Source organism: Duganella sp. Dugasp56, from assembly GCF_047304105.1.
Lineage (GTDB): Bacteria > Pseudomonadota > Gammaproteobacteria > Burkholderiales > Burkholderiaceae_D > Rugamonas > Rugamonas hordei.
Genome location: NZ_JBGLYQ010000032.1, coordinates 63385 through 85878, shown reverse-complemented (window position 1 = coordinate 85878; position 22494 = coordinate 63385). Strand labels below are relative to the sequence as shown.

The 22494-nt window shown below is 63.4% G+C and carries 22 protein-coding genes; 16 read left to right on the top strand and 6 right to left on the bottom strand.

The features are described from left to right. Positions 1-116: 116 nt before the first annotated feature. Together ACCD07_RS21915 and ACCD07_RS21910 are read right to left on the bottom strand one after the other, a co-directional pair. The gene (locus tag ACCD07_RS21915) at positions 117-1628 is read right to left on the bottom strand and encodes a YifB family Mg chelatase-like AAA ATPase (protein WP_353399276.1); all 1512 of its coding nucleotides are present in this window, start codon (positions 1626-1628) and stop codon (positions 117-119) included. Between the two features lie 118 nt (positions 1629-1746). After that, positions 1747-1989, bottom strand: coding sequence for an accessory factor UbiK family protein (locus tag ACCD07_RS21910; RefSeq protein WP_176654887.1), 243 nt, complete (start codon positions 1987-1989; stop codon positions 1747-1749). Positions 1990-2267: 278 nt separating this feature from the next. Here ACCD07_RS21910 and ACCD07_RS21905 point away from each other — a divergent pair, with 278 nt between their 5' ends. From ACCD07_RS21905 to ACCD07_RS21845, 13 genes are all read left to right on the top strand, one after another. Further along, the gene (locus ACCD07_RS21905) at positions 2268-3041 is read left to right on the top strand and encodes a TorF family putative porin (RefSeq protein WP_176654886.1); all 774 of its coding nucleotides are present in this window, start codon (positions 2268-2270) and stop codon (positions 3039-3041) included. Positions 3042-3052: 11 nt separating this feature from the next. Next, positions 3053-3391 (top strand): P-II family nitrogen regulator, encoded by a 339-nt coding sequence (locus ACCD07_RS21900; RefSeq protein WP_008444920.1) that lies wholly within the window; start codon positions 3053-3055, stop codon positions 3389-3391. Between the two features lie 11 nt (positions 3392-3402). Then, positions 3403-4971, top strand: coding sequence for an ammonium transporter (locus ACCD07_RS21895; RefSeq protein WP_353399281.1), 1569 nt, complete (start codon positions 3403-3405; stop codon positions 4969-4971). 152 nt (positions 4972-5123) lie between these two features. Then, positions 5124-6425, top strand: a complete 1302-nt coding sequence (gene gshA, locus ACCD07_RS21890) for a glutamate--cysteine ligase (protein WP_176654884.1) — start codon at positions 5124-5126, stop codon at positions 6423-6425. 91 nt (positions 6426-6516) lie between these two features. Then, on the top strand, positions 6517-7464 hold the full coding sequence (gene gshB, locus ACCD07_RS21885; protein ID WP_176654883.1) for a glutathione synthase: 948 nt from the start codon (positions 6517-6519) through the stop codon (positions 7462-7464). Positions 7465-7526: 62 nt separating this feature from the next. Continuing rightward, positions 7527-7934 carry a PTS sugar transporter subunit IIA gene (locus ACCD07_RS21880; protein ID WP_176654882.1) on the top strand — a complete coding sequence of 136 codons (408 nt, stop codon included), beginning with the start codon at positions 7527-7529 and terminating at the stop codon, positions 7932-7934. Positions 7935-7984: 50 nt separating this feature from the next. After that, entirely contained in the window at positions 7985-8254 is a 270-nt protein-coding gene (locus tag ACCD07_RS21875) for an HPr family phosphocarrier protein (RefSeq protein ID WP_008444930.1), read from the top strand. Positions 8255-8298: 44 nt separating this feature from the next. Then, positions 8299-10041 (top strand): phosphoenolpyruvate--protein phosphotransferase, encoded by a 1743-nt coding sequence (ptsP, locus tag ACCD07_RS21870; RefSeq protein WP_413448542.1) that lies wholly within the window; start codon positions 8299-8301, stop codon positions 10039-10041. Between the two features lie 75 nt (positions 10042-10116). After that, positions 10117-11265: a homoserine O-succinyltransferase MetX gene (metX, locus tag ACCD07_RS21865; RefSeq protein WP_176654880.1), complete on the top strand. Its 1149-nt coding sequence runs from the start codon at positions 10117-10119 to the stop codon at positions 11263-11265. Then, entirely contained in the window at positions 11262-11873 is a 612-nt protein-coding gene (gene metW / locus ACCD07_RS21860; RefSeq protein ID WP_176654879.1) for a methionine biosynthesis protein MetW, read from the top strand. The genes metX and metW overlap by 4 nt, the downstream gene beginning before the upstream one ends. Continuing rightward, entirely contained in the window at positions 11873-13132 is a 1260-nt protein-coding gene (locus ACCD07_RS21855) for an AmpG family muropeptide MFS transporter (protein ID WP_176654878.1), read from the top strand. Before metW ends, ACCD07_RS21855 begins: the two co-directional genes overlap by 1 nt. After that, positions 13119-14009, top strand: a complete 891-nt coding sequence (locus tag ACCD07_RS21850) for a M48 family metallopeptidase (protein ID WP_176654877.1) — start codon at positions 13119-13121, stop codon at positions 14007-14009. Before ACCD07_RS21855 ends, ACCD07_RS21850 begins: the two co-directional genes overlap by 14 nt. Next, positions 14009-14896, top strand: a complete 888-nt coding sequence (locus ACCD07_RS21845; RefSeq protein ID WP_176654876.1) for a pseudouridine synthase — start codon at positions 14009-14011, stop codon at positions 14894-14896. The genes ACCD07_RS21850 and ACCD07_RS21845 overlap by 1 nt, the downstream gene beginning before the upstream one ends. Positions 14897-14900: 4 nt before the next feature. Here ACCD07_RS21845 and ACCD07_RS21840 read toward each other — a convergent pair whose 3' ends face one another. Then, positions 14901-17882 carry an Ig-like domain-containing protein gene (locus ACCD07_RS21840; RefSeq protein WP_413448541.1) on the bottom strand — a complete coding sequence of 994 codons (2982 nt, stop codon included), beginning with the start codon at positions 17880-17882 and terminating at the stop codon, positions 14901-14903. Between the two features lie 107 nt (positions 17883-17989). Beyond that, positions 17990-18757, bottom strand: coding sequence for an exodeoxyribonuclease III (locus ACCD07_RS21835; RefSeq protein ID WP_176654874.1), 768 nt, complete (start codon positions 18755-18757; stop codon positions 17990-17992). A gap of 73 nt (positions 18758-18830) precedes the next feature. On the opposite strand from ACCD07_RS21835, the gene pyrE reads away from it, so the two are divergent. The 3 genes from pyrE (at position 18831) to ACCD07_RS21820 (ending at position 20817) form a co-directional block, all read left to right on the top strand. Next, positions 18831-19508: an orotate phosphoribosyltransferase gene (pyrE, locus tag ACCD07_RS21830; protein ID WP_176654873.1), complete on the top strand. Its 678-nt coding sequence runs from the start codon at positions 18831-18833 to the stop codon at positions 19506-19508. Between the two features lie 77 nt (positions 19509-19585). Beyond that, positions 19586-19957: a hypothetical protein gene (locus tag ACCD07_RS21825; protein ID WP_176654872.1), complete on the top strand. Its 372-nt coding sequence runs from the start codon at positions 19586-19588 to the stop codon at positions 19955-19957. Then, entirely contained in the window at positions 19957-20817 is an 861-nt protein-coding gene (locus tag ACCD07_RS21820; RefSeq protein ID WP_413448540.1) for an alpha/beta fold hydrolase, read from the top strand. The genes ACCD07_RS21825 and ACCD07_RS21820 overlap by 1 nt, the downstream gene beginning before the upstream one ends. A 30-nt stretch (positions 20818-20847) precedes the next feature. Here the strand turns inward: ACCD07_RS21820 and ACCD07_RS21815 are convergent, their stop codons facing one another. Both ACCD07_RS21815 and ACCD07_RS21810 read right to left on the bottom strand, forming a co-directional pair. Further along, complete coding sequence (locus ACCD07_RS21815; RefSeq protein ID WP_413448539.1) at positions 20848-22113, bottom strand: TonB family protein; 1266 nt, start codon at positions 22111-22113, stop codon at positions 20848-20850. Beyond that, entirely contained in the window at positions 22110-22481 is a 372-nt protein-coding gene (locus ACCD07_RS21810) for a BlaI/MecI/CopY family transcriptional regulator (protein WP_176654869.1), read from the bottom strand. Before ACCD07_RS21810 ends, ACCD07_RS21815 begins: the two co-directional genes overlap by 4 nt. Positions 22482-22494 lie beyond the last annotated feature (13 nt).

Genomic DNA, 22494 nt, shown 5'->3' with positions numbered 1-22494 from the left:
TGAATTCCCGGCTGATTAAATGAGCAGCGAGCAATATATCAGCAAGGCTAACGAAGAGGTGACGATAAGCGGCCTCATCGGCAGAATTAAGCACGGGCAGCCAGCACGGGGATACTTCAGCGGTCGCGCAGCGCCCGGCGGTACTGGATCGCTTCGGCGACATGCGGTTGGGAGATGCGTTCGGCCTGCTTGAGGTCGGCGATCGTGCGCGCCACGCGCAGGATGCGGTGGTAGGCGCGGCCCGACCATTGGAAGTGTTCCATCGCCTGTTTCAGGTGTGCCTTGCCGGCCTTGTCGGGCTTGCAGAAATGATCGATCTCGCGCGTGGTCAGGTACTGGTTGCGCTTGCCTTGGCGTTCGAGTTGGATATCGGCGGCTGCCTGCACGCGCGCGGCGATGACGGTGGTCGGTTCGCCATCGGCGTCGGCGCTGAGCACCTCCGGATTGACGGCGGCCACTTCCATCTGCATGTCGATGCGGTCCAGCAGCGGGCCGGACACGCGGCTTTGATAGCGCCGGATCAGGTCCGGCGAGCAGTTGCAGACGCCGCTGATGTGGCCCGAATAGCCGCAAGGGCAGGGATTCATGGCGGCGATCAGCTGGAAGTGCGCGGGGAACTCGGCCTGCCGGGCGGCGCGCGAAATCGTGATGCGGCCGGATTCCATCGGCTGGCGCAGCACGTCCAGCACCCGACGATCAAATTCCGGCAGTTCGTCGAGGAACAGCACGCCGCGGTGCGCCAGCGAAATCTCGCCGGGGCGCGGCACGCTGCCGCCGCCAACCAGGGCGACGCCGGAACTGGTGTGATGAGGCGACCTGAACGGCCGGCGCTTCCAGTGCTCGATGCGGAAGCTGCCCGTCAGCGATTGCACGGCGGCCGCCTCCAGCGCTTCCTCGTCGGTCATGGCCGGCAGCAGGCCGACGAAGCGGGCGGCCAGCATGGTCTTGCCGGCGCCCGGCGGCCCGACCAGCAAGATGCTGTGATTGCCGGCCGCCGCCACCTCCAGCGCCCGCTTGACCATCAGCTGGCCCTTGACGTCGGCAAAGTCCGGATAGTCCGGCTGCGTCACCAGTTGCACCGGTTCATGCCGCGACAGCATGGCGTCGGCGGACTTGGCGCCGAAGTGGCCGCACACTTGCAGCAGCGATTGCGCCGGGTAGATGGCGGCATCTGCCACCAGCGCGGCTTCGTCGGCGTTGGCCATCGGCAGGATGAAGGCCAGCCGGCCGCCGTTGCGCCGGGTTGCCAGCGACATCGCCAGCGCGCCGCGTATCGGCCGCAGCTCGCCCGACAGCGACAGCTCTCCGGCGAATTCATATTGGTGCAGGCGGGCGGACGGAATCTGCCTGGACGCGGCCAGGATGCCCAGCGCGATCGGCAAATCGAAGCGCCCCGATTCCTTCGGCAAATCGGCCGGGGCCAGGTTGACGGTGATGCGTTGTGCGGGAAATTCAAAGCCGCCGTTCTGGATGGCGGCGCGGACGCGGTCCTTGGCTTCCTTGACCTCGGTGTCGGCGAGCCCGACGATGGTGAAGGCTGGCAGCCCGTTGGCCAGGTGCACTTCGACGCTGACTTCCTGCGCCTCCATGCCCGCCAGGGCGCGGCTCTTGAGTACGGCTAGGCTCATGGGATGGCAGACCGACCAGTGATAACCAGCCGCCAGCGTAGCCCAAGCCCGCCGTCCCGCCTTGCGCTAGCCCAAACGGGCGGGCGCCGGCCGCATTTCGCTTACTTATTCCGCTATTTTATTGACCTGCCGCCTTGGCTTCCAGCTCGGCCAAACGGGTTTCCAGCGCTTCCAGCTTGGCGCGGGTCTTGGCCAGCACTTGCGTCTGGACGTCGAATTCCTCGCGCGTGACCAGGTCCAGCTTGGAAAAACCCTGCGTCATCATGGACTTCACGTTTTTCTCGATGTCCTTTGCTGGTGAGTTTTCGATGGCTTGACTGATCTTGGTCTGCAAGTCGTTAAAAAAAGTGTTCATATCCATAATATTCCTTGATCTAGTCGCCCATGCGTCGCACCATTGCGGTGCATGTCGGCGTTAAAGTGGTGCGAAATTCGTGATTTTTGCCGCCGCAGGCCGCCCAACTCCCACTTTTGTCGGAAACGCCCCGTTGTAGTTGCTGATGCAGCCGCTATCACCTCGGCAACATTAGCTGGCACGCATTCTGCTAAAGAAGCTAATGATGCTGTTCACCGCTTCGCTTTACAAGGATTTTAAACCGCAACTGCTAACTAAGTTCACACTACACAAGGAAAAATACAATGAAAAGCTTGACTAAGAACTTTACCCTGAACGTAACCCTTGCAGCGTTGACGTTAGCATTCGCATCCCTGAGCGCCGGCATGGCGCACGCCGAAGACGCGACACCCGCGCCGGAAGCGAAACCCGACAATGAAGTCAGCTTTAACGCGGCCATTGTCAGCGACTACCGCTATCGCGGCGTATCGCAAACCCGTCTGAAACCTGCTCTGCAGGGCGGCGCGGACTATACCAATAATCCGACCGGCCTGTATGCCGGTACCTGGTTGTCCACCATCAAGTGGACCAAGGACGCAGGCGGTGATGGCGATGTCGAATGGGATCTGTACGCCGGCAAGCGCGGCGAGATCGTCAAGGACGTCTCGTACGACGTCGGTGGCCTGTACTACTACTACCCATCGAACGGCCTGCACCCTAGCGCCAATACCTTCGAATTGTACGGCCAGATCTCCTATGGTCCGGTCTCGCTCAAATACTCGCAATCGACGACCAACCTGTTCGGCTTTGCCGACAGCAAGAACAGCGGCTACGTCGACGCTTCCGGCAACTTCGAGTTGACCGACGGCTACATCCTGAACGTGCACGCGGGTCACCAGAACGTAAAACACAACGGCGCCTCCAGCTATACCGACTACAAGCTGGGCGTGACCAAAGATTTCGGCGTAGTGACGGTGGCATTGGCGGCGGTCTATGCCGACACGAAAGCCTACGTCGGACCGGATGGGAAGAACCTGGCAAAAACGGGTGCTGTCCTGTCCATTTCCAAAACCTTCTAAGCGAGGCCAGCATGAAAATGATTACCGCCATTATCAAGCCGTTCAAGCTCGACGAGGTCCGCGAGGCCCTGTCGGCGATCAACGTGCAAGGCATTACGGTCACCGAGGTAAAAGGCTTCGGTCGCCAAAAAGGCCACACCGAGCTGTATCGCGGTGCGGAGTATGTGGTGGACTTCCTGCCGAAGACCAAGATCGAAGCGGCGGTGGACGATTCCATCGTCGAACAGGCTATCGAAGCGATCGAAGGCGCTGCCCGCACCGGCAAAATCGGTGACGGCAAGATCTTCGTGTACAACCTGGAACAAGTGATCCGCATTCGTACCGGTGAAACCGGCAACGAAGCTCTTTAAGGGGAAGATTGATGAAGAAAACTATAACAACGTTGCTAGCTGGGGTTTCCATCCTGTTTGCGCTGGCTGCTCCGGTCCATGCCGAGGATGCCAAGCCGGCAGCGTCGGCACCGGCCGCGTCCGCACCAGCCGCCGCTGCCGCGTCGGCGCCTGAGGCTTCGGCACCTGCCGCCGCGCCAGCTGCCGCCGCTCCGGCGCCGGCCGCCGCCGCGCCGGCCGCTCCGGCCGAAGCCGCCGCCGCACCCGCACCTGTCCCGAACAAGGGCGACACCTCGTGGATGATGGTGTCGACCATCCTCGTCATCATGATGTCGATTCCCGGCCTGGCGCTGTTCTACGGCGGCCTGGTCCGTTCCAAGAACATGCTGTCGATCCTGCTGCAAGTGTTCACCATCTTCGCGCTGATCATCGTGCTGTGGTGCGTCTACGGCTACTCGCTGGCGTTCACCGAAGGCAATGCCTTCATCGGTAAATTCGACCGTGCCTTCCTGAACGGCATCTGGGATCCGGCCAAGGCCACGTTCTCGACCGCCGCCACCTTCAGCAAAGGCGTCGTGATTCCTGAATTCGTCTACGTCGTGTTCCAGGCCACGTTCGCCGCCATCACCTGCGGCCTGATCGTCGGTTCCTTCGCCGAACGCGCCAAGTTCACCGCCGTACTGGCCTTCGTCGTACTGTGGTTCACCTTCGCTTACCTGCCAGTCGCCCACATGGTCTGGTTCTGGACTGGTCCTGACGCGATCAAGGATGCCGCCACCGCCGCCACCGAAGGCGCGAAAGCCGGCTTCCTGTTCCAAAAAGGTGCGCTGGACTTCGCCGGCGGTACCGTGGTTCACATCAACGCCGCAGTCGCCGGCCTGGTTGGCGCCTACATGATGGGCAAACGCGTCGGCTACGGCCGTGAATCGATGGCTCCGCACTCGCTGACCATGACCATGATCGGCGCTTCGCTGCTGTGGGTCGGCTGGTTCGGTTTCAACGCCGGTTCGGCGCTGGAAGCTGGCGACATCGCTGCCCTGGCCTTCGTCAACACGCTGCTGGCCACCGCCGCCGCCACCATGTCCTGGCTGCTGGGCGAGTGGATCTTCAAAGGCAAGCCATCGATGCTGGGTGCCGCTTCGGGCGCCGTTGCCGGCCTGGTCGCGATTACCCCGGCTTGCGGTTTCGTCGGTCCGATGGGCGCGCTGATCATCGGCCTGCTGGCTGGCGTGATCTGCCTGTGGGGTGTGAACGGCCTGAAACGCCTGCTGGGCGCCGACGACTCGCTGGACGTGTTCGGCGTGCACGGCGTGGGCGGTATCCTGGGTGCGTTGCTGACCGGCGTGTTCGCTTCGCCATCGCTGGGCGGTCAAGGCATCTTCGACTACGTCACCAACAAAATGTCGGCCGATCCTTACTCGATCGCCAGCCAGGTGACCACGCAAGCCACCGCGATCGGCACCACGATCCTGTGGTCGGGCATCGTGTCGCTGATCGCCTACAAGCTGGTTGACATCGTCATCGGCCTGCGCGTTCCGGAAGAAGAAGAGCGCGAAGGCCTGGACATCACCAGCCATGGCGAGTCCGCGTATCACGCTTAATCCTGTGCTTAATTAATAATGTTGCATCGACCCGTTTCGGCGGGTCAACGAAAAGCGCCTCCAAAAGAGGCGCTTTTTTCATTTCCTGCCTTTAAAATACGGTTTTCGCCCCGATTTGGGCTATCTGCACGGTAATAGCTAAGGAAGTAAACATGGTTCCCCATCTCGTCACGGCCCTGACCGGACCGCTGCTCGATCTTGAAGAGAAAATCCTGGCCGCCACGCCGGCCATCGAGCGCTGGTTCAGGCTGGAGTGGCAGGAGCACACGCCGCCATTCTATTGCTCGGTCGATATGCGCAACGCCGGCTACAAGCTGGCGCCGGTCGACACCAACCTGTTCCCGGGCGGTTTCAACCACCTGGCGACGGAAATGCTGCCATTGTCGGTACAGGCGGCCATGGCTGCCATCGACAAGTATTGCCCGGACGCGCGCAACCTGCTGCTGATCCCTGAAATCCACGAGCGCCATCCGTCCTACCTGCAAAACGTCGCGCGGCTGATGCAGATCTTCCGCCAGACCGGGCTGCACGTGCGCCTCGGTTCGCTGTCGCCGGAGGTCACCCAGCCGACGCCGCTGGCTTTGCCTGATGGCAACATGCTGGTGGTCGAGCCGCTGGTGCGGTCGGCCAACGGCCGCCGCGTGGGGCTGAAGGATTTCGATCCGTGCACAATCCTGCTGAACAACGACCTGTCGGCCGGCATCCCCGACATTCTGCAGAACATCCATGAGCAGAGCCTGCTGCCGCCGCTGCATGCCGGCTGGGCGATCCGCCGCAAGAGCAACCACATGAACGCCTACGACGAGGTGGTCAAGAAGTTCGGCAAGCTGATCGGCGTCGATCCGTGGATGCTCAACCCGTTCCACGCCAAGTGCGACGCCGTCAACTTCCGCACCGGCGAGGGCTACGACTGCCTGGCCGCCAACGTCGACGCGCTGCTGTCGAAGATCAAGAAAAAGTACAAGGAATACGGCATCAAGGACCAGAAGCCGTTCGTTATCGTCAAGCCGGACGCCGGGACCTACGGCACCAGCATCCTGACCATCAAGGATTCCAGCGAAATCAAGGACTTGAGCCAGGCCCAGCGCGACAAGATGATCGTCATCAAGGATGGCAGGGAAGTGACCGACTTCATCATCCAGGAGGGCGTGCCCACGTTCGAGAGCATCAAGGACGCGGTGGCCGAGCCGGTGGTCTACATGATAGACCGCTACGTGGTCGGCGGCTTCTACCGCGTGCACGCGGAAAAGGGCATCGACCAGAACCTGAACGCGCCCGGTTCGCAGTACGTGCCGCTGGCGTTCGCCCAGCAGCACGCGGTGCCGGACCTGAAGGCCAAGCCGGGCACGGCGGCGCCCAACCGTTTCTATGTGTACGGCGTGGTGGCGCGGCTGGCGCTGCTGGCGGCGTCGCTGGAAATGGAACGCACCGATCCGAATCCGGAAGTCTACTAAGCCTCCGCGCCGGGCAGGCCGACTGGTCCGCCCGCCGGTGCCGCAGGCGAAACTCGGCTAAAATCAGGCATTACCCAGAATGGATGCGCCCATGAAAATAGCTTTCCTCGCCGACCCCTTGGCCAGTTTCAAGACCTACAAGGATTCGACCTACGCCATGATGGTGGAGGCGGCCAAGCGCGGCCACACCGTGTATGCCTTCGAGCAAAAGGACATGGCGCTGGAAAACGGCGTGGTCACCGCCAATGCCGCCCAGATCACGCTGACCGGCGATTCCCACGACTGGTACCGCGCCGCGCCGGCGCACGAAACCAACCTGGGCGAGTTCGACGCCATCATCCAGCGCAAGGATCCGCCGTTCGACATGGAGTACATCTACGGCACCTACCTGCTGGAGATGGCCGAGAAGCAGGGCGCGAAAGTGTTCAACAAACCGTCCGCGATCCGCGACCACAATGAAAAGCTGACCATCGGCCAGTTCAGCCAATTCACCTCGCCGACCTTGGTGACCTCCGACGAGGCGCGCATCCGCGCCTTCCAGCAGCATCACGGCGACGTCATCCTCAAGCCGCTCGACGGCATGGGCGGCACCGGCATCTTCCGCGTGACGATCGACGGCATGAACCTGGGCGCCATCATTGAAACGCTGACCGACAATGGCGCCCGCACCATCATGGTGCAGCGGTTTATCCCGGAGATTGCCAAGGGCGACAAGCGCATCCTGGTCATCGGCGGCAAGCCGGTGCCGTTCTCGCTGGCGCGCATCCCGCAAAACGGCGAGGTGCGCGGCAACCTGGCGGCCGGCGGCATCGGCGTGGCACAACCGCTGACCGAGCGCGACTATGAAATTGCCAATGCCCTGGGCCCGGTACTGGCGGCCCGTGGCTTGTTGCTGGTAGGATTAGATGTTATTGGTGATTTCCTAACGGAAGTGAACGTCACCAGCCCAACCTGTTTCCAGGAAATCACCCAGCAAACGGGCTTCCCGGTGGCCGCGATGTTCATCGACGCGGTCGAAGCGGCTGTGGCGCACGACTAAAAAATTAACAATAGCGCCGGACGCCGTGAAAAAACGTCCGCGCTCACTGGCGGTTTAAGAATATGGTTGGCATACTGCTTATGACGCACGCACCACTGGGACAGGCCTTCATTGCCGCCTGCGCCCATGTGTTCCGTGGTCCGACCGAGCGGCTGGAGGCGATCGACGTGGTCGCCGACCAGGACCTCGGCGAAGTCCAGGCGCTGGCGGCGGCGGCGATCAAACGTCTCGACGCCGGCGATGGCGTGTTGGTGATTACCGACGTCAAAGGCGGTACGCCCGCCAATTGCTGTGACCGTCTGGCGGATGCCGGGCGGGTGGAGGTGATCGCCGGCATCAGTTTGCCGATGCTGCTGCGTGCCATCACCTACCGCCGCGACACGCTGGACGTGGTGGTGGAGATGGCCCTGGCCGGCGCGCAAAGTGGGGCGGTGCGCGTCGATAACCGAATCCGGGTCGGGCAATCCTGACTTTGGAATTATTTCTTGCAGTGCGCATTTCTGATTGAGACAAAAGAAAAATGATTCAACAAGAACTTGAGATTATCAACAAGCTTGGTTTGCATGCGCGTGCCTCCGCAAAATTCACCCAACTGGCAGCAAAATTTCAGAGCGACGTCTGGCTGACCCGCAACGCGCGCCGCATCAACGCCAAGTCCATCATGGGCGTGATGATGCTGGCCGCCGGCAAGGGCGCCAAGGTCACGCTGGAAGCGGACGGCGCCGATGAAGGCGATTGCATCGCCGCGCTGACGGCGCTGGTCAACGACAAGTTCGGCGAAGGCGAGTAATGCCCGCGGAACGCAGCCGCCCCCGTACCCCGACAGGTCCGCCTATGGCCTCCTTCACCTTGCATGGCATTCCCGTTTCGCGGGGGATCGCCATCGGTCGCGCGCACAAGCTGGCGCCGGCGGCGCTGGACGTCAAGCACTACCTGGTGGCCGAAGAGCAGGTCGAGGGCGAAGTCGCGCGCCTGCAGCAGGCGCTGGCCCAGGTGCACAAGGAACTGCAGACGCTGTGGAACGAGTTGCCGAAGGACGCGCCGACCGAACTGGGCGCCTTCATCGACGTCCACGCGCTGATCCTGTCGGACCCGATGATCTCGGAGGCGCCGCTCGACATCATCCGCACCCGCCACTACAACGCCGAATGGGCGCTGCTGACGCAGATCGACGAGCTGTCCGCGCAATTCGACGAGATCGAGGACCCCTACCTGCGCGAGCGCAAGGCCGACATCCAGCAGGTCGCCGAGCGCGTGCTGAAGGTGTTGATGGGCACCGAGCAGATCCTGCCGGCCGCCGGCGGCGAGGACGAATTCCAGGCGCAGATGATCATCGTCGCCCACGACATCTCGCCGGCCGACATGCTGCAGTTCCGCGACCGCTCCTTCATCGGTTTCGTCACCGACGTCGGCGGGCAGAACTCGCACACGGCCATCGTCGCGCGCAGCCTGGATATCCCGGCGGCCGTCGGCATGTCCGGCGCCTCGACCCTGATCGAGCAGGACGACTGGCTGATCATCGACGGCGACGCCGGCGTGGTCATCGCCAATCCGAGCGCGCTGGTGCTGGAGCAGTACCGCGAACGCCAGGGCGCCGCCGCCCGCGCGCGCAAGAAGCTGCAGAAGCTGAAGAAGACGCCGGCCATCACCAAGGACGGCACCGAGATCACGCTGCTGGCCAACATCGAACTGCCGGACGATTGCCCGGCCGCGATGGAGGCGGGCGCCAACGGCGTCGGCCTGTTCCGCTCCGAGTTCCTGTTCATGGGCCGCAACAGCAAGATCCCGTCCGAGGACGAGCAGTTCGAGCAATACAAGCGCGCGGTGGTGGCGATGAAGGGCCGTCCGGTGACGATACGCACGCTCGACATCGGCGCCGACAAGCCGCTCGACCAGAGCGAGCACACGGCGCTCAATCCGGCGCTGGGCCTGCGGGCGATCCGCTACTGCCTGGCCGAGCCGCAGATCTTCCTGACGCAGCTGCGCGCCATCCTGCGCGCGTCGGCGTTCGGCAAGGTGCGCATCCTGATCCCGATGCTGGCGCACGCCTTCGAGATCGACCAGTCGCTGGCGATGATCGCCCAGGCCAAGACCGAGCTGCGCGAGCAGAACGTCAAGTTCGACGAGAACGTCGACGTCGGCGCCATGATCGAGATTCCGGCCGCCGCGCTGGCGCTGCCGATGTTCGTCAAGCGGATGGACTTCCTGTCCATCGGCACCAACGATCTGATCCAGTACACGCTGGCGATCGACCGGGTTGATTATGAGGTCGCACACCTTTACAATCCGCTGCATCCGGCTGTGCTGCAATTGATCTCGATGACGATTGCGGCCGGGCATAAAGCCGGCATCGACGTGGCTGTGTGCGGCGAAATGGCGGGCGATGTCAAGCTCACCCGCCTGCTGCTCGGCATGGGGTTGCGCGAATTTTCGATGCACCCGGCGCAGCTGCTGTCGGTCAAGCAGGAAATCCTGAACAGCGACCTTGCGCGCATCATGCCGCAAACCCGCAAGATCATGCGCTCGATGGAACCCAATGTGATTGCAGACGCGGTCGAACAATTGCAATTGATGTAAGCCGGCGGAGCCCATCCTCGCGGCTCCGCCTTGATAGATGGCCCGTGGGGCCGACCTAAAAAACCAATAAACCACATGTCATCCTTAGGATACGTTACCCCGCAGACCATGCATTTTGCGCAGCCGCTGCCGCTGCAGAGCGGCGCTTCGCTGCACAACTACATGTTGATGTACGAGACCTACGGCACGCTCAACGCCGACAAATCGAACGCGGTGCTGGTGTGCCACGCGCTCAACGCCTCGCACCACGTGGCCGGCGAATATGAGGGCAAGCCGAAAAGCCTGGGCTGGTGGGACAATATGGTCGGTCCCGGCAAGCCGCTGGACACCGACAAGTTCTTCGTCATCGGCGTCAACAACCTCGGCTCGTGCTTCGGCTCGACCGGCCCGATGCACGTCAATCCGGCCACCGGCAAGCCTTACGGCGCGGCCTTCCCGGTCGTCACTGTGGAAGACTGGGTGGCGGCGCAGGCGCGCTTGGCCGATCAACTGGGCATCAGCCAGTTCGCCGCCGTCATGGGCGGTTCGCTGGGCGGCATGCAGGCGCTGGCCTGGTCCATCATGTACCCCGACCGCCTGCGCCACTGCGTGGTGATCGCCTCGACGCCCAAGCTGTCGGCGCAGAACATCGCCTTCAACGACGTCGCGCGCCAGGCCATCCTGTCGGATCCGGATTACCACGGCGGCGACTTCTACGAACACGGCGTGGTGCCGAAAAACGGCTTGCGCGTGGCGCGCATGGTCGGCCACATCACCTATCTGTCCGACGACGACATGGCCGAGAAATTCGGCCGTAAATTGCGCGATGCGGCCGAGGCGGGCGACTACAAGTTCGGCTTCGGCGTGGACTTCGAGATCGAATCCTACCTGCGCTACCAGGGCGACAAGTTCAGCGAATACTTCGACGCCAACACCTACTTGCTGATCACCAAGGCGCTCGACTATTTCGACCCGGCGCGCAAGCACGGCGGCGACCTGGCCAAGACGCTGGCCGGCACCAGGGCCAAGTTCTTCCTGGCCTCCTTCACGACGGACTGGCGTTTTTCGCCGGAGCGCAGCCAGGAGATCGTGCAGGCGCTGATCAGCAACCGCCGCCAGGTGACCTATGCCGAGATCGACGCGCCGCACGGCCACGACGCTTTCCTGCTGGAGGATGAGCGCTACATGAACATGGTGCGCGCCTACTACGGCCAGGTGTGGAATGAAATAAAGGATGTCGCATGAACTTCAATGAATTAAGCACCGCCCGGCCGGACCTGGCCTTCATCGCCCACTGGGTGCCGGAGAATGCGCATGTGCTGGACGTCGGCTGCGGCGACGGCGTGATGATGGACTACCTGCAGAGCGACAAGCGGTGCAGCGGCTACGGCATCGAAATCGCCGACGACAAGGTGCTGGACTCCACCAGGCGCGGCGTGCGCGTGATCCAGCAGGACATGGAAAAAGGCCTGGCCATCTTCGGCGACGACAGCTTCGACACGGTGCTGTGCCTGTCGTCGCTGCAGATGATGAAGCACGTCGAGCCGCTGCTGCGCGACATCGTCCGCGTCGGCAAGGAAGCCATCGTCTCCTTCCCCAACTTCGCCTACTGGCCGCACCGCGTGGCCCTGCTGAAGGGCCGCATGCCGGTGTCGGAATCGCTGCCGTACGAATGGTACGACACGCCCAACGTGCGCTGCGCCACCATCACCGACTTCCGCGACCTGGCCGTCGAATGCGGGCTGGACGTGATCGAATGCGTGGCGCTGGCCGAAGGCCACCGCGTATCGTTCCTGCCCAACCTGCGCGGCGACCTGGCCGTGTTCCGCCTGCGCAAAAAGGCGGACCACTGATGGCCGGCGTGGAGGCCACGGCGCGCGGCTGGCGCACCTATGTCAACGGCCGCACGATATCGATCCTGTTCCTGGGCTTCAGCTCCGGGCTGCCGCTGTACACGCTGATCTACCTGATGCAGGCATGGCTGGCCAAGTCCGGACTGGACGTCAAGGCGCTGGGCCTGTTCGCGCTGGTGACCTTCCCCTACACCTTCAAGTTCCTGTGGGCGCCGTTCATGGACCGCTACAGCATCGGCCCGCTGGGCCGGCGGCGCGGCTGGATGGCGCTGACGCAGCTGGCGCTGTTCCTCGTCATCGGCGGCCTCGGCATGCTGGACCCGAAACTCGAACTGAGCCTGATCGCCGGCTTCGTGTTCCTGATCGCATTCCTGTCGGCCAGCCAGGACGTGGTGATCGACGCCTACCGCCGCGAGATCCTGGTCGAGAACGAGCAGGGCCTGGGCGCAGCCATCGTCGTCAACGCCTACAAGGCCGCCAGCCTGATCCCCAGCGCGCTGGGGCTGGTACTGGCGGACAGCATGCCGTGGCAGGCGGTGTTCTGGATCGTCGCCGCCTTCATGCTGCCGGGTTTCATCTGCACCTTGCTGTCGAAGGAACCCGCCGTGTATGGCGCGCCGCCCAAGAACCTGCAGGAGGCCGTGGTGCTGCCGTTCCGCGAGTTCGTGCTGCGCGATGGCTGGAACCAGGCCTTGCTGATCATCGGCTTCGTGCTGCTCTACAAAATCGGCGACAGCATGGCCACAGCGCTGTCGACCAAGTTCTTCCTCGATATCGGCTTCACCACCAAGCAGATCGGCCTGGCCGCCAACGCCACCGGCTGGTGGGCAGCGCTGGCGGGGGGCGCCGTGGGCGGCATCTGGATGATCAAGCTGGGCATCAACCGCGCGCTGTGGGTGTTCGGCGTGCTGCAGGCGATCGCCATCCTCGGTTTCGCGTGGCTGGCCAGTACCGGGCCGGATCCGCTGCTGCTGAGCGCCGTGTTCGGCTTCGAAGCCTTTGCCAGCCTGGGGCTGGGCGCGGCGGCGCTGGTGGCCTTCATGTCGCGCGCCACCGACCCGCGCTACACGGCCACGCAATATGCATTGTTTTCCAGCCTGGCGGCGGTCCCGCGCACATTCATCAACTCCTCGGTGGGTTATATTGTGGCCGAAACCGGGTGGTTCTGGTTCTTTATCGTGTGCTTCATCCTCGCTTTTCCTGCGATGATGATGCTGCCGAAAATCGCACCATGGAACAGTGGAAATGAAAAAGCTTAAATTGAAGAGCGCCTTGCTGGCGCTGGCGTGCCTGGCCGGCGCGGTGCCCGGGTTGTCTGTCCATGCGCAGAACGACGGCATCCCGGTCACCAGCATGTCGCGCCTGCGCGGCATCGGCGGCGACGCCCGCCAGTTCGACCAGCAGTCCAAGCTGCAGTACGACCAGATGCTGGCCCAGGCGCACCAGAAGGACGCCGTCGCCACCGAGCGCAATCCGCAACTGATACGCCTGCGCGCCATCGCCAAGCGGCTGATCCCGTTCACCGCGCGCTGGAATCCGGACGCGGCCAACTGGAAGTGGGAAGTCAACCTGCTCAACTCGCCGACGGTGAACGCCTTCTGCATGCCGGGCGGCCGCATCGCCTTTTTCAACGGCATCCTGACCAAGCTCAATCTGACCGACGACGAAGTGGCGATGGTCATGGGCCACGAGATCGCCCACGCCTTGCGCGAGCACGCGCGCGAGCAGGCCGGCAAGAACGCCCTCACGTCGATCGGCGCGCGCATTGTCGGCGCGCTGGGCTCGGCCTATTTCGGCGTCGATCCGCGCCTGGGCGACGCAGTGGCCGGCGGCGCCGCCAAGACCGCCGCGCTGAGCTATTCGCGCAGCGACGAAAGCGAGGCCGACCTGGTCGGCCTGGACCTGGCGGCGCGGGCCGGCTTCGATCCGCGCGCCGGCGTGGCGCTGTGGCAGAAGATGAGCGCGGTGAACAAGAGCCAGCCGCTGCCCTTCCTGTCGACCCACCCCAGCGGCAGCAAGCGCATCGACGACATGAACGCGAACATGCATCTGGTGCTGCCGGTGTTTGCCCGCGTCAAGGGACTGGATCCGAACAATCTGCCGCCGTACCACTCGCTGGCGCTGCCGCGCTCATAATGGCCAAGGCGCCGCTGCCCATGCGCGACGGTGTCGCGCCCAGCTACCTGTGGCTGCCGGAAGGGCAGTGGCCGGACCTGCTGACCTTCCTGGTCGCCTACTATCCCGACGTGACGGAAGCGTCGTGGCGCGAGCGCATGGCCCGCAGCGACGTGGTGGATGGCGACGGCAACCCGCTGGCGCCGCACAGCGCCTACAAGCGCGGCATGCGCATCTTCTACTACCGCGAGCTCGATGCGGAGACGCCGATCCCGTTCGAGGAGGAGGTGCTGTTCATGGACGAGCATCTGGTGGTGGTCGACAAGCCGCACTTCCTGCCGATGATACCTACCGGCCGCTTCCTGCACGAGACGCTGCTGGTGCGGCTGAAGAAAAAGCTGGGCGAGGAAGAGCTGACGCCCATCCACCGGCTGGACCGCGAGACGGCCGGCGTGGTGATCTTTTCACGCCGCCAGGACAGCCGCGGCGCCTATCAGTCGATGTTCCAGAAACGCGTGATCGAGAAGGAGTACGAAGCGCTGGCGCCGCGCCTGCACGGCCGCGACTTTCCGTTCACCTACCGCAGCCGCATGGTCGACGGCGACAAGTTCTTCATCATGAAGGAAGTGCCGGGCGAGCCCAATTCCGAAACCCTGATCGACGTCATCGAGCACCGCGCCGACTGCACCTTGTACCGGCTGCAGCCGCACACCGGCCGCAAGCACCAGCTGCGGCTGCACCTGGCGTCGCTGGGCATCCCCATCGTCAACGATGCATTCTATCCGGTGGCGTTGCCGTGCAAGCAGGACGACGTGTCGCAGCCGTTGAAGCTGCTGGCGCGCCGCATCGCCTTCACCGACCCCCTCAGCGGCGAGCGCCGCGAATTCAGCAGCCGCCGCAGCCTGTAAGCGGTCAGAGGGTGTGGTTCAAGTCCACCGCGATGGTGGTGGCGACCAGGATCACCATTGTATTGCCGAGGTCATGGTAGGCGTGGTATCCCGATTGAGTTCCAGCATCAGCCCACACCAGATCATTCAAATGCACGGTTGTACCGGTGGCGTTGTTGTTATTGGTGATGGTCAGCGTACTGCCAGTCACGAAGTGCTGCACGCCGGCGGTGCTGGCGATGGTCAGATCGTTGGGACCGGTGCCGACGAAGCTGATGTTTTCGACGCCGGTAATGCCGGTTAAGCTATCCAGGTTCAAGCTGGCGTTGGCCAGCAAAAACAACGTATCGTCTCCGGCACCGGCATGCACCGTGGCGTTGTCGGCTGCGGTGAGGCCTATCATGTCCGAACCGCTGCCGGTGGTGATGTTGGCTGATGCGTGGGCATACACGGTGTTGTTGCCGTTGCCGGTGGTGACGGTAAGGTTGTCCAGGCCCGAGACGAACGCATCGTCGCCCATGGTCACATTGCCATAGTTCCCGGTGTAAACCAGTGAATGATTGCCGAGCGTAATGGTGCTGTTGGAGCCATTGCCTACCACGGTGACGTGATCATCGCCGGCATGGTTGTAGGTGATGACCGCGCCATCGCTCAGATAGTAGGTCACATAGGTGCCCGCCCGGTCCGCAAATTCGGTAATGTTGCCGGCCTGGTCGGACACGCGCACACCGAAGTTGTCTGTCAACTGGGCCGAGATGCCGCTCAGTGTCCACGAGGCGTTGCCTGTCGAGCCGGCGCTGGTCGTCGCTTGCAGCCAGGTCGCGCCGTGGTCCAGGGTCACCTCCACAATTTCGTTGGGCAAGTCGGTGCTGTGGGTGAGGTTGCCGCCGATCGTGTTATCTCCGGAGGAGAAGGAGGTGGAGCCGGTCACGTCGGCGCCGGCGGCATGGGTATCCACGGTAACAGGATCGCTGTTGCTGGTGACGGCGCTGTCGACGCCATGAACCGTCTGCTTGACCTCGATCTGGTTGGCGGCATAAGTGCCTTCATCGAGCACGAAGCTGCTGCCGGAGCCCTCCGTCCATGCGTCCGTCGGGTGCAGCCGGTAATACCATGTGCCCGTTTCGTTCAGCTCCGCGACCTGCACCGTGACGGCCTTGGTGATATGGTCGGTATGGAACGTGGAGGACGAATTGGTGTCCGATGCGGGCGCGGTATCGGCGATGGAGAGCGCCGGCGTCGCCGGCGCCGGGTAGCTGCCGGCCGTGGTGAAGTGCAGCATCACCGTGTCGCCGGTGATGCCGGCGTTGCCGGCGGCGTCGGTGATCGTCGCACCCTGCACCGTGTAGTGGGTGCCGGCGGTGAGCGCATCGTTCAGCGTGAAGCTCAGCGTATTGCCGCTGATGTCGCTGTTCGACAGCGTCACCTGTTGGAAGCTGTTCGGATCGTCGTCGTCGGTAATGGTGACGACCGTGCCGTCGGCGACGTAGATGTCTTCGTTAAACGTAAAGCTCAGGGTATTGTGGGCTACTACCGTCACCGACCCGGCGCTTTCGGCTGGCGTGCTGCTGGTCAGCGTTGGCGCGGTGTTGTCGATGGTCAAGCTCAGCGTGTCGCTGAGCGCCGTGCTGACGTTGCCAGCCACATCCGTTACGCGCGCGGCCAGCACGTAAGCGCCGTCGGCCAGGCTCTCCAGCGTGATGTTCTGGAATGAGATGTCGCTGCCGGGGTGGTGCATTTTGCCGGTGGTGGTCCCCAGCACCCCATAACCATCCAGGTCGGTGCTCTGTATCGTGTAATGACCGACCACGGCCGAGCCGTGGCTGGTGTCGATCAGCTCGATCCGGTCGCCGATGTTCAGGCCGGTCATGCCGTCGACCGCCAGCGTGACATAGGAGAAGGATCTGGTGATGTGGTCGTTATGGAGGGTGCCGGTGTCGAAGTCGCTGAGCAGCGTCAGCGCGTGGCCGCTCAGCGACACGCCGGTGTCGTAGTCGTATACCTTCGAGACTGACGACGACGCGTTGCCGGCCAGGTCGACCACGCGCACCAGCACCTTGCCGATCTGGTTCAGCGTCACGGCGGCGTTCCAGTTATTGCCGCTGACGGTGGCGTTGTCCCAGGTATCGCCGTTGCTCATCGAAATCTGAACGGCCAGTCCGCTGCCCGACAGGCCGGCAATGGTGCCGGAAATGGTCTGGCTGGCGACGTTGGTAATGTAGTCGCTGCTGCTGGTGCCGCTGTCGTTCGACAGCGCAAAGCTGCTCGACGGCGCGCTCGGCACCTGGTGGTCGTAGGTATATGTCTGGCTGACGGTGCCGCTGTTGAGCGTGTAGGTATTGCCGACGCGCGCCAGGATCTTGCTGGTGAAGGTCGAATCCTGGCCGCTGCCGAGGTTGGCGGTGTCGATGCTGCCGCTGTAGCTCCAGGCGTTGCCGCTGGCGCTGGCCTTGTGCCAGCTGGCGCCGTTGTCCAGCGAAACCTGGACGAAATCGTTGGTGCCCAGCGTGCCGGTATAGGTGCCGGTGACGACCTGCGCGTCCCAGCTGGTGACGAAATCGGTGCTGCTGGCGCCGCTGTCGGTGAAATGCATCGCCGCATCCACCGTCGCGCTCGGCGCGCTGTGCGCCGTGGCGGTGGTGGTGAAGAAGAACTGGCTGGTGGAACTGATGCTGTGGAAGCCGATGTCGCTGGCTACCGTGCGCAGCACGTTATTCCCCATCGTGACGCTGTAGGTCAGGCCGGCTTCCAGTGGCGTGGTCAAGGTGATGACCACGTCGGTGCCGCTGTAGTTGACCTGGCTGTCGCTGGCCGACACCGGCCGCGTATCGTGGGCGCCGACGATGCGGGTGGCCAGCCCATCCTTGGTCATGTACGTCTGGCTGTGGCCGCCGCTGATGATGAGATTGCCTTCGCCGGCCGCCATCGCCTCGCTGAAATGCAAGGTGATCGTGTTGTTACCGGTGGCGGTGACGGAAAGCAGGGTCGGCGTAGGGGAAGAGGGCATGGCATTTCTTTGGTAAATAGGCGCAACCTGTATGATAACAAGGAAACATGCCTATTTACCTTTAGGAAATTCCTATCGCCGCAGTTTTTTTGTTTGCCTACAACAAATCAGCCGTAGATGATGGTCAGCGGCGCGTGATCGGAGAATTTTTCATCCTTGTAGATGGCCACGCTGGTGGCCTTGGCGGCGATGCCCGGGGTGGCGACGTGGTAATCGATGCGCCAGCCCACGTTCTTGGCATAGGCCTGGCCGCGGTTGCTCCACCAGGTGTACTGCTCCTCGCGCGGGTCGAGGCCGCGGTGCACGTCGACAAAGCCGACTTCGTCGAAGACGCGGGTCATCCACTCGCGTTCCTCGGGCAGGAAGCCGGAATTCTTCTTGTTGCCCTTCCAGTTCTTCAGGTCGATTTCCTTGTGGGCGATGTTCCAGTCGCCGCAGATGACCACTTCGCGGCCCTCGGCGTGCAGCTGCTGCAGGTGCGGCAGGAACAGGTCCATGAAGCGGAACTTGGCTTCCTGGCGCTCCGGGCCGGAGGAGCCGGACGGGCAGTACACCGAGATCACCGTCAGGTTGCCGAAATCGCAACGCACATAGCGGCCCTCGGCGTCGAATTCCGGCGCGCCGAAGCCGATGACCACGCGGTCCGGTTCGATCTTGCTGTAGACGCCGGTGCCGGAATAGCCTTTTTTCTCGGCATAGTGGAAGTGGCCGTGGTAGCCGCCCGGGTTGAGGAATTCCGGCGTCATGTCCGGCGCTTGCGCCTTCAATTCCTGGACGCAGACGAAATCGGCGTCCTGCGTGGCCATCCATTTGAAAAAGCCCTTGGTCGAGGCGGAGCGGATGCCGTTCAGGTTGGCGGAGATGATTTTTGGCATAAGGGAGCGGCGTAAATTTTGGAATGCGTTAGTGTAGCGTTAAAATACCGGCACTTTAAAGAAATGAGCCAACATGACTAATTCAGTGAATAACCTGCGCCAGGAATTTATCGCGTTTTCGGTCCAGACCGGTGTCTTGCGCTTCGGCGAGTTCACCACCAAGGCCGGCCGCCAGTCGCCGTACTTCTTCAACGCCGGCCTGTTCCATGACGGCGCCACGCTGGCGCAGCTGGCGCAGTTCTACGCGCAAACGCTGCTCGATTCCGGCGTCGAGTTCGACATGCTGTTCGGCCCGGCTTACAAGGGCATCACGCTGGCGTCGGCCACGGCAGTGGCGCTGGCCGGCAAGGGCCGCAACACCTCGTTCGCCTTCAACCGCAAGGAAGCCAAGGACCACGGCGAAGGCGGCACCATCGTCGGCGCCAAGCTGCAGGGCAAGGTCGTCATCATCGACGACGTGATCTCGGCCGGCACCTCGGTGCGTGAATCGGTGGACATGATACGCGCCGCGGGCGCCGAACCGTGCGCCGTGCTGATCGCGCTGGACCGCATGGAACGCTCCGGCAAGGACGGCGCGCTGTCGCCCAGTTCGGCGGTGCAGGAAGTGGCCAAGACCTACAACATTCCGGTGATTTCGATCGGCAACCTGGACGACCTGTTCAGCTACCTTAACGGCGCCGGCGCCGATCCGCAGCTGCTGCAGTACAAGGATGCGGTGGCCGCGTACCGCACCCGCTACGGCATTGCATAAAAAGCTATATTGCTAGACTTTGATATTTCTATGGTGTAACCTTCTTTGAGGTACCCGGAGACAAAAAAGGCTAATCCATGAACATCGCAACACTGAAGGTGCACGGCGACGACGAGGGACTGGACGATATACGCGACGGTCTGCCGACCGAGCCGGACAGCGATTGGAAAAAGGGCGACGTGAAGCCGGACGGGCGCGTGCGCATCGATTCCGGCTTTTACGTGGCCGTCGGCACCGACATGGATCCGGATGCGCTGCTCAAGCAGATCCGTCACTACCTGGCCGAATGCCAGGCGCGCGGCATCCATTTCGAGCGTTCCGACGTGGCCGCCGAGCTGCGCATCTCGTTCACCACCGAGCGCGGCGAGGCCACGCCCAGTCTGGACTTCACGCTGGCCGACCTGACGCTGCTGACCGGCATGGGCATCACGCTCAGCATCACCGCCTGATGCGCTTTTCCGAAGACCGTCTGGCCAGCTTCCGCGCCGGCCCACAGGCCGAGCGCCGCGTCCACATCTGGGAACCGCAGGGCGCAGCCCCGCGCGCGGTGATCCTGGCGATCCACGGCGGCATGGCGCATGCGGGCGACTACGTCACGCCGGCGCTGTATTTCCGCCGCCGCGGCATCGCCACCGTGGCCTACGACTTGTGCGGCCACCAGGACGCGCGCCGGGTCGACGTCCCCGGCTTCCACGTCTTCCTCGACGACAGCGTGGCCTTCCTGGCTTGGGTCAAGCAGCAGTATCCCGGCGTGCCGATCTATGTCATGGGCCATTCGATGGGCGCGCTGATCGCCACCCACCTGGGCCTGGGGCACTTTGCCGGCGACGCCGCCATCAAGGGCTTCATCCTGTCGTCGCCGTACTACGTCAACGCGATCAAGGTGTCGCCGGTGCTGCTGGCGCTGGCCGGCGTGCTGGGCGCTCTGGCGCCGCGCATGAAGGTGCCGCTGGCGCCGCTGACCGATATGCTGACCCACGACAGCGCCATCACCGCCCGCCATCATGACGATGAACGCGACGGCATCCGCGCCACCGAAATCACGGTCCGCTTCGGCAACGCGCTGACGGCGGCTCAGCAGGGACTGGCGGCGCGCATGCCGGCCTGGAAGCATCGGCTGTTCGCCGTGGTTGCCGGCGACGACAAGCTGGCCGACGCCGACGCGGCGCAGGCGATGTTGAAGTCGGTGCCGGCGGCGCTGCTGACGTATCAGCGGCATCCGCAAAACTATCACGAGAATTTCAACGAGCTCAATCGCGAGCAGATCTTTGCCGACATCCTGGACTGGATGGCGTTGCGCCCGGCCTGACATGCGCCGCCGGCCGGGCGCCTTTCCTGCTTACTCCAGCACCCAGACGTACTGCATCTGCATCCATGACTGGACCGGCTTGCCGGCCTGAGTGGCCGGCTTGAACTTGCATTTGAAGATGCCGCTGCGCGCCGCCTCGTCCAGATCGGCGTGGCCGCTGGATTTTTTGACCTTCGAGTCTTTCAGCGTGCCGTCGGCACCGACCAGGAAGCCCAGCGTCACGGCACCGCTTTCCTGCCTGGCGATCGCGCCTTCAGGCCACACCGGCTTGGCGCAGTGGTCGAAGTCGGCCATGGCTTGCACCCTCTTCGCCGAGGCCTTGTCGGCGGCCGTGGCCTCGGCGTAGATCGACATGCAGGCCAGCGCCAATCCCAGCATCGGAATCGCGGCCTTCCAGTTCAGGGCCTGCGGGGCAGGGCGGCACAGTCGTTGAATACGGTCCATCAAATTTCCTCCATTGGCCGCTTGGGCCAGGTGGTGAGTGGAGAACTGGAGTCGCTCCAGTTCTGAGAGTGCAAGCGCCAGACGCCGCGGTTCGCCGAGCTGCCTTGCTGCGAAATCGTCTGCAATCAGTTCGCGTTCGATGCGGATGCGGTTCGAGATCCACCAGACGGTCGGGTGGTAGAACAGCAGCGTTTCGATCACGTTCTGCAGCAGGTTGACCAGGTAATCGTGGCGCTGGATGTGCGCCATTTCGTGCGCCAGCAGCGCCTCCAGCAAATCGGGCGGCATGCCGGCCACCAGAGCCGCCGGCAGCAGCACCACCGGGCGCCACCAGCCGGCGGTGATCGGGCTGGCGATGCTGTCGACGATGCGCAGCCGTACGGCGCGTGTCACGCCGAAGCGCGAGGCCAGGCGCCGCAGGCTGGCTTCCCAGCGCAGTTGCTGGTCGCGGTGCCGGCAGTCGCATTGCTCCGCGGCGCGGTTTATCCACAGCAGGCCGAGGATCATGCGCAGCGCCAGCACGGCGGCGCACAGCGCCCACAGGCTGACGATGTCGCGCACCGAGTCGCGCAGGTCGAACGGCGTGCCGTCGCCGACGATGGTTTGCGCGGCGAGATGGATCACGTTGATGTCGATGATGCCGCCGGCGGCGTCGCCGTTCAGGCGACGATACAGTTCGATGGCCGGCCAGCACAGGCAGGCCAGCAGCGCCGAGCAGGCGGCCAGGTAGCGGTATTCGGCGCGGCTGTTACGCAGCAGCGTCAGCGCGACGGCGGTGGCGCAGCCCAGCAGCAAGCCTTGCCACAGGAAGTGCACCAGCGTCAGCCCGAGGGCGAAGATGAAGGCGCTCATTTCTTTTCTTCCTTGAGTATCTTCTCGATCTCCTCGCGCTCCTTTTTGGAGATGCCCGAGCGCAGCGCCGCCAGCACCAGCGCCTTGGCCGATCCGGCGAAGGCCTTCTGCATCAGGTCCTTCAGCAGGTTGGTCTGCAGCGCGTCCTGCGCCTGCGCCGGCGCATAGATGTGCGAGCGCTGGCTCTCGTCGCGGATCAGGATGCCCTTGGTGTGCATGATCTGCATCAGCCGCAGCACGGTGCCGTAGGCCAGGTCCGGCTTCTCTTCCAGCATGGCTTCGTGCACCTGCTTGGCGGTGGCCGAGCCGAGCGGCCACAGGGCTTGCAGCAGATCGAGTTCGGCGGCGGTCGGTTTCGGAATGGTCATGGCGTTCTCTTGT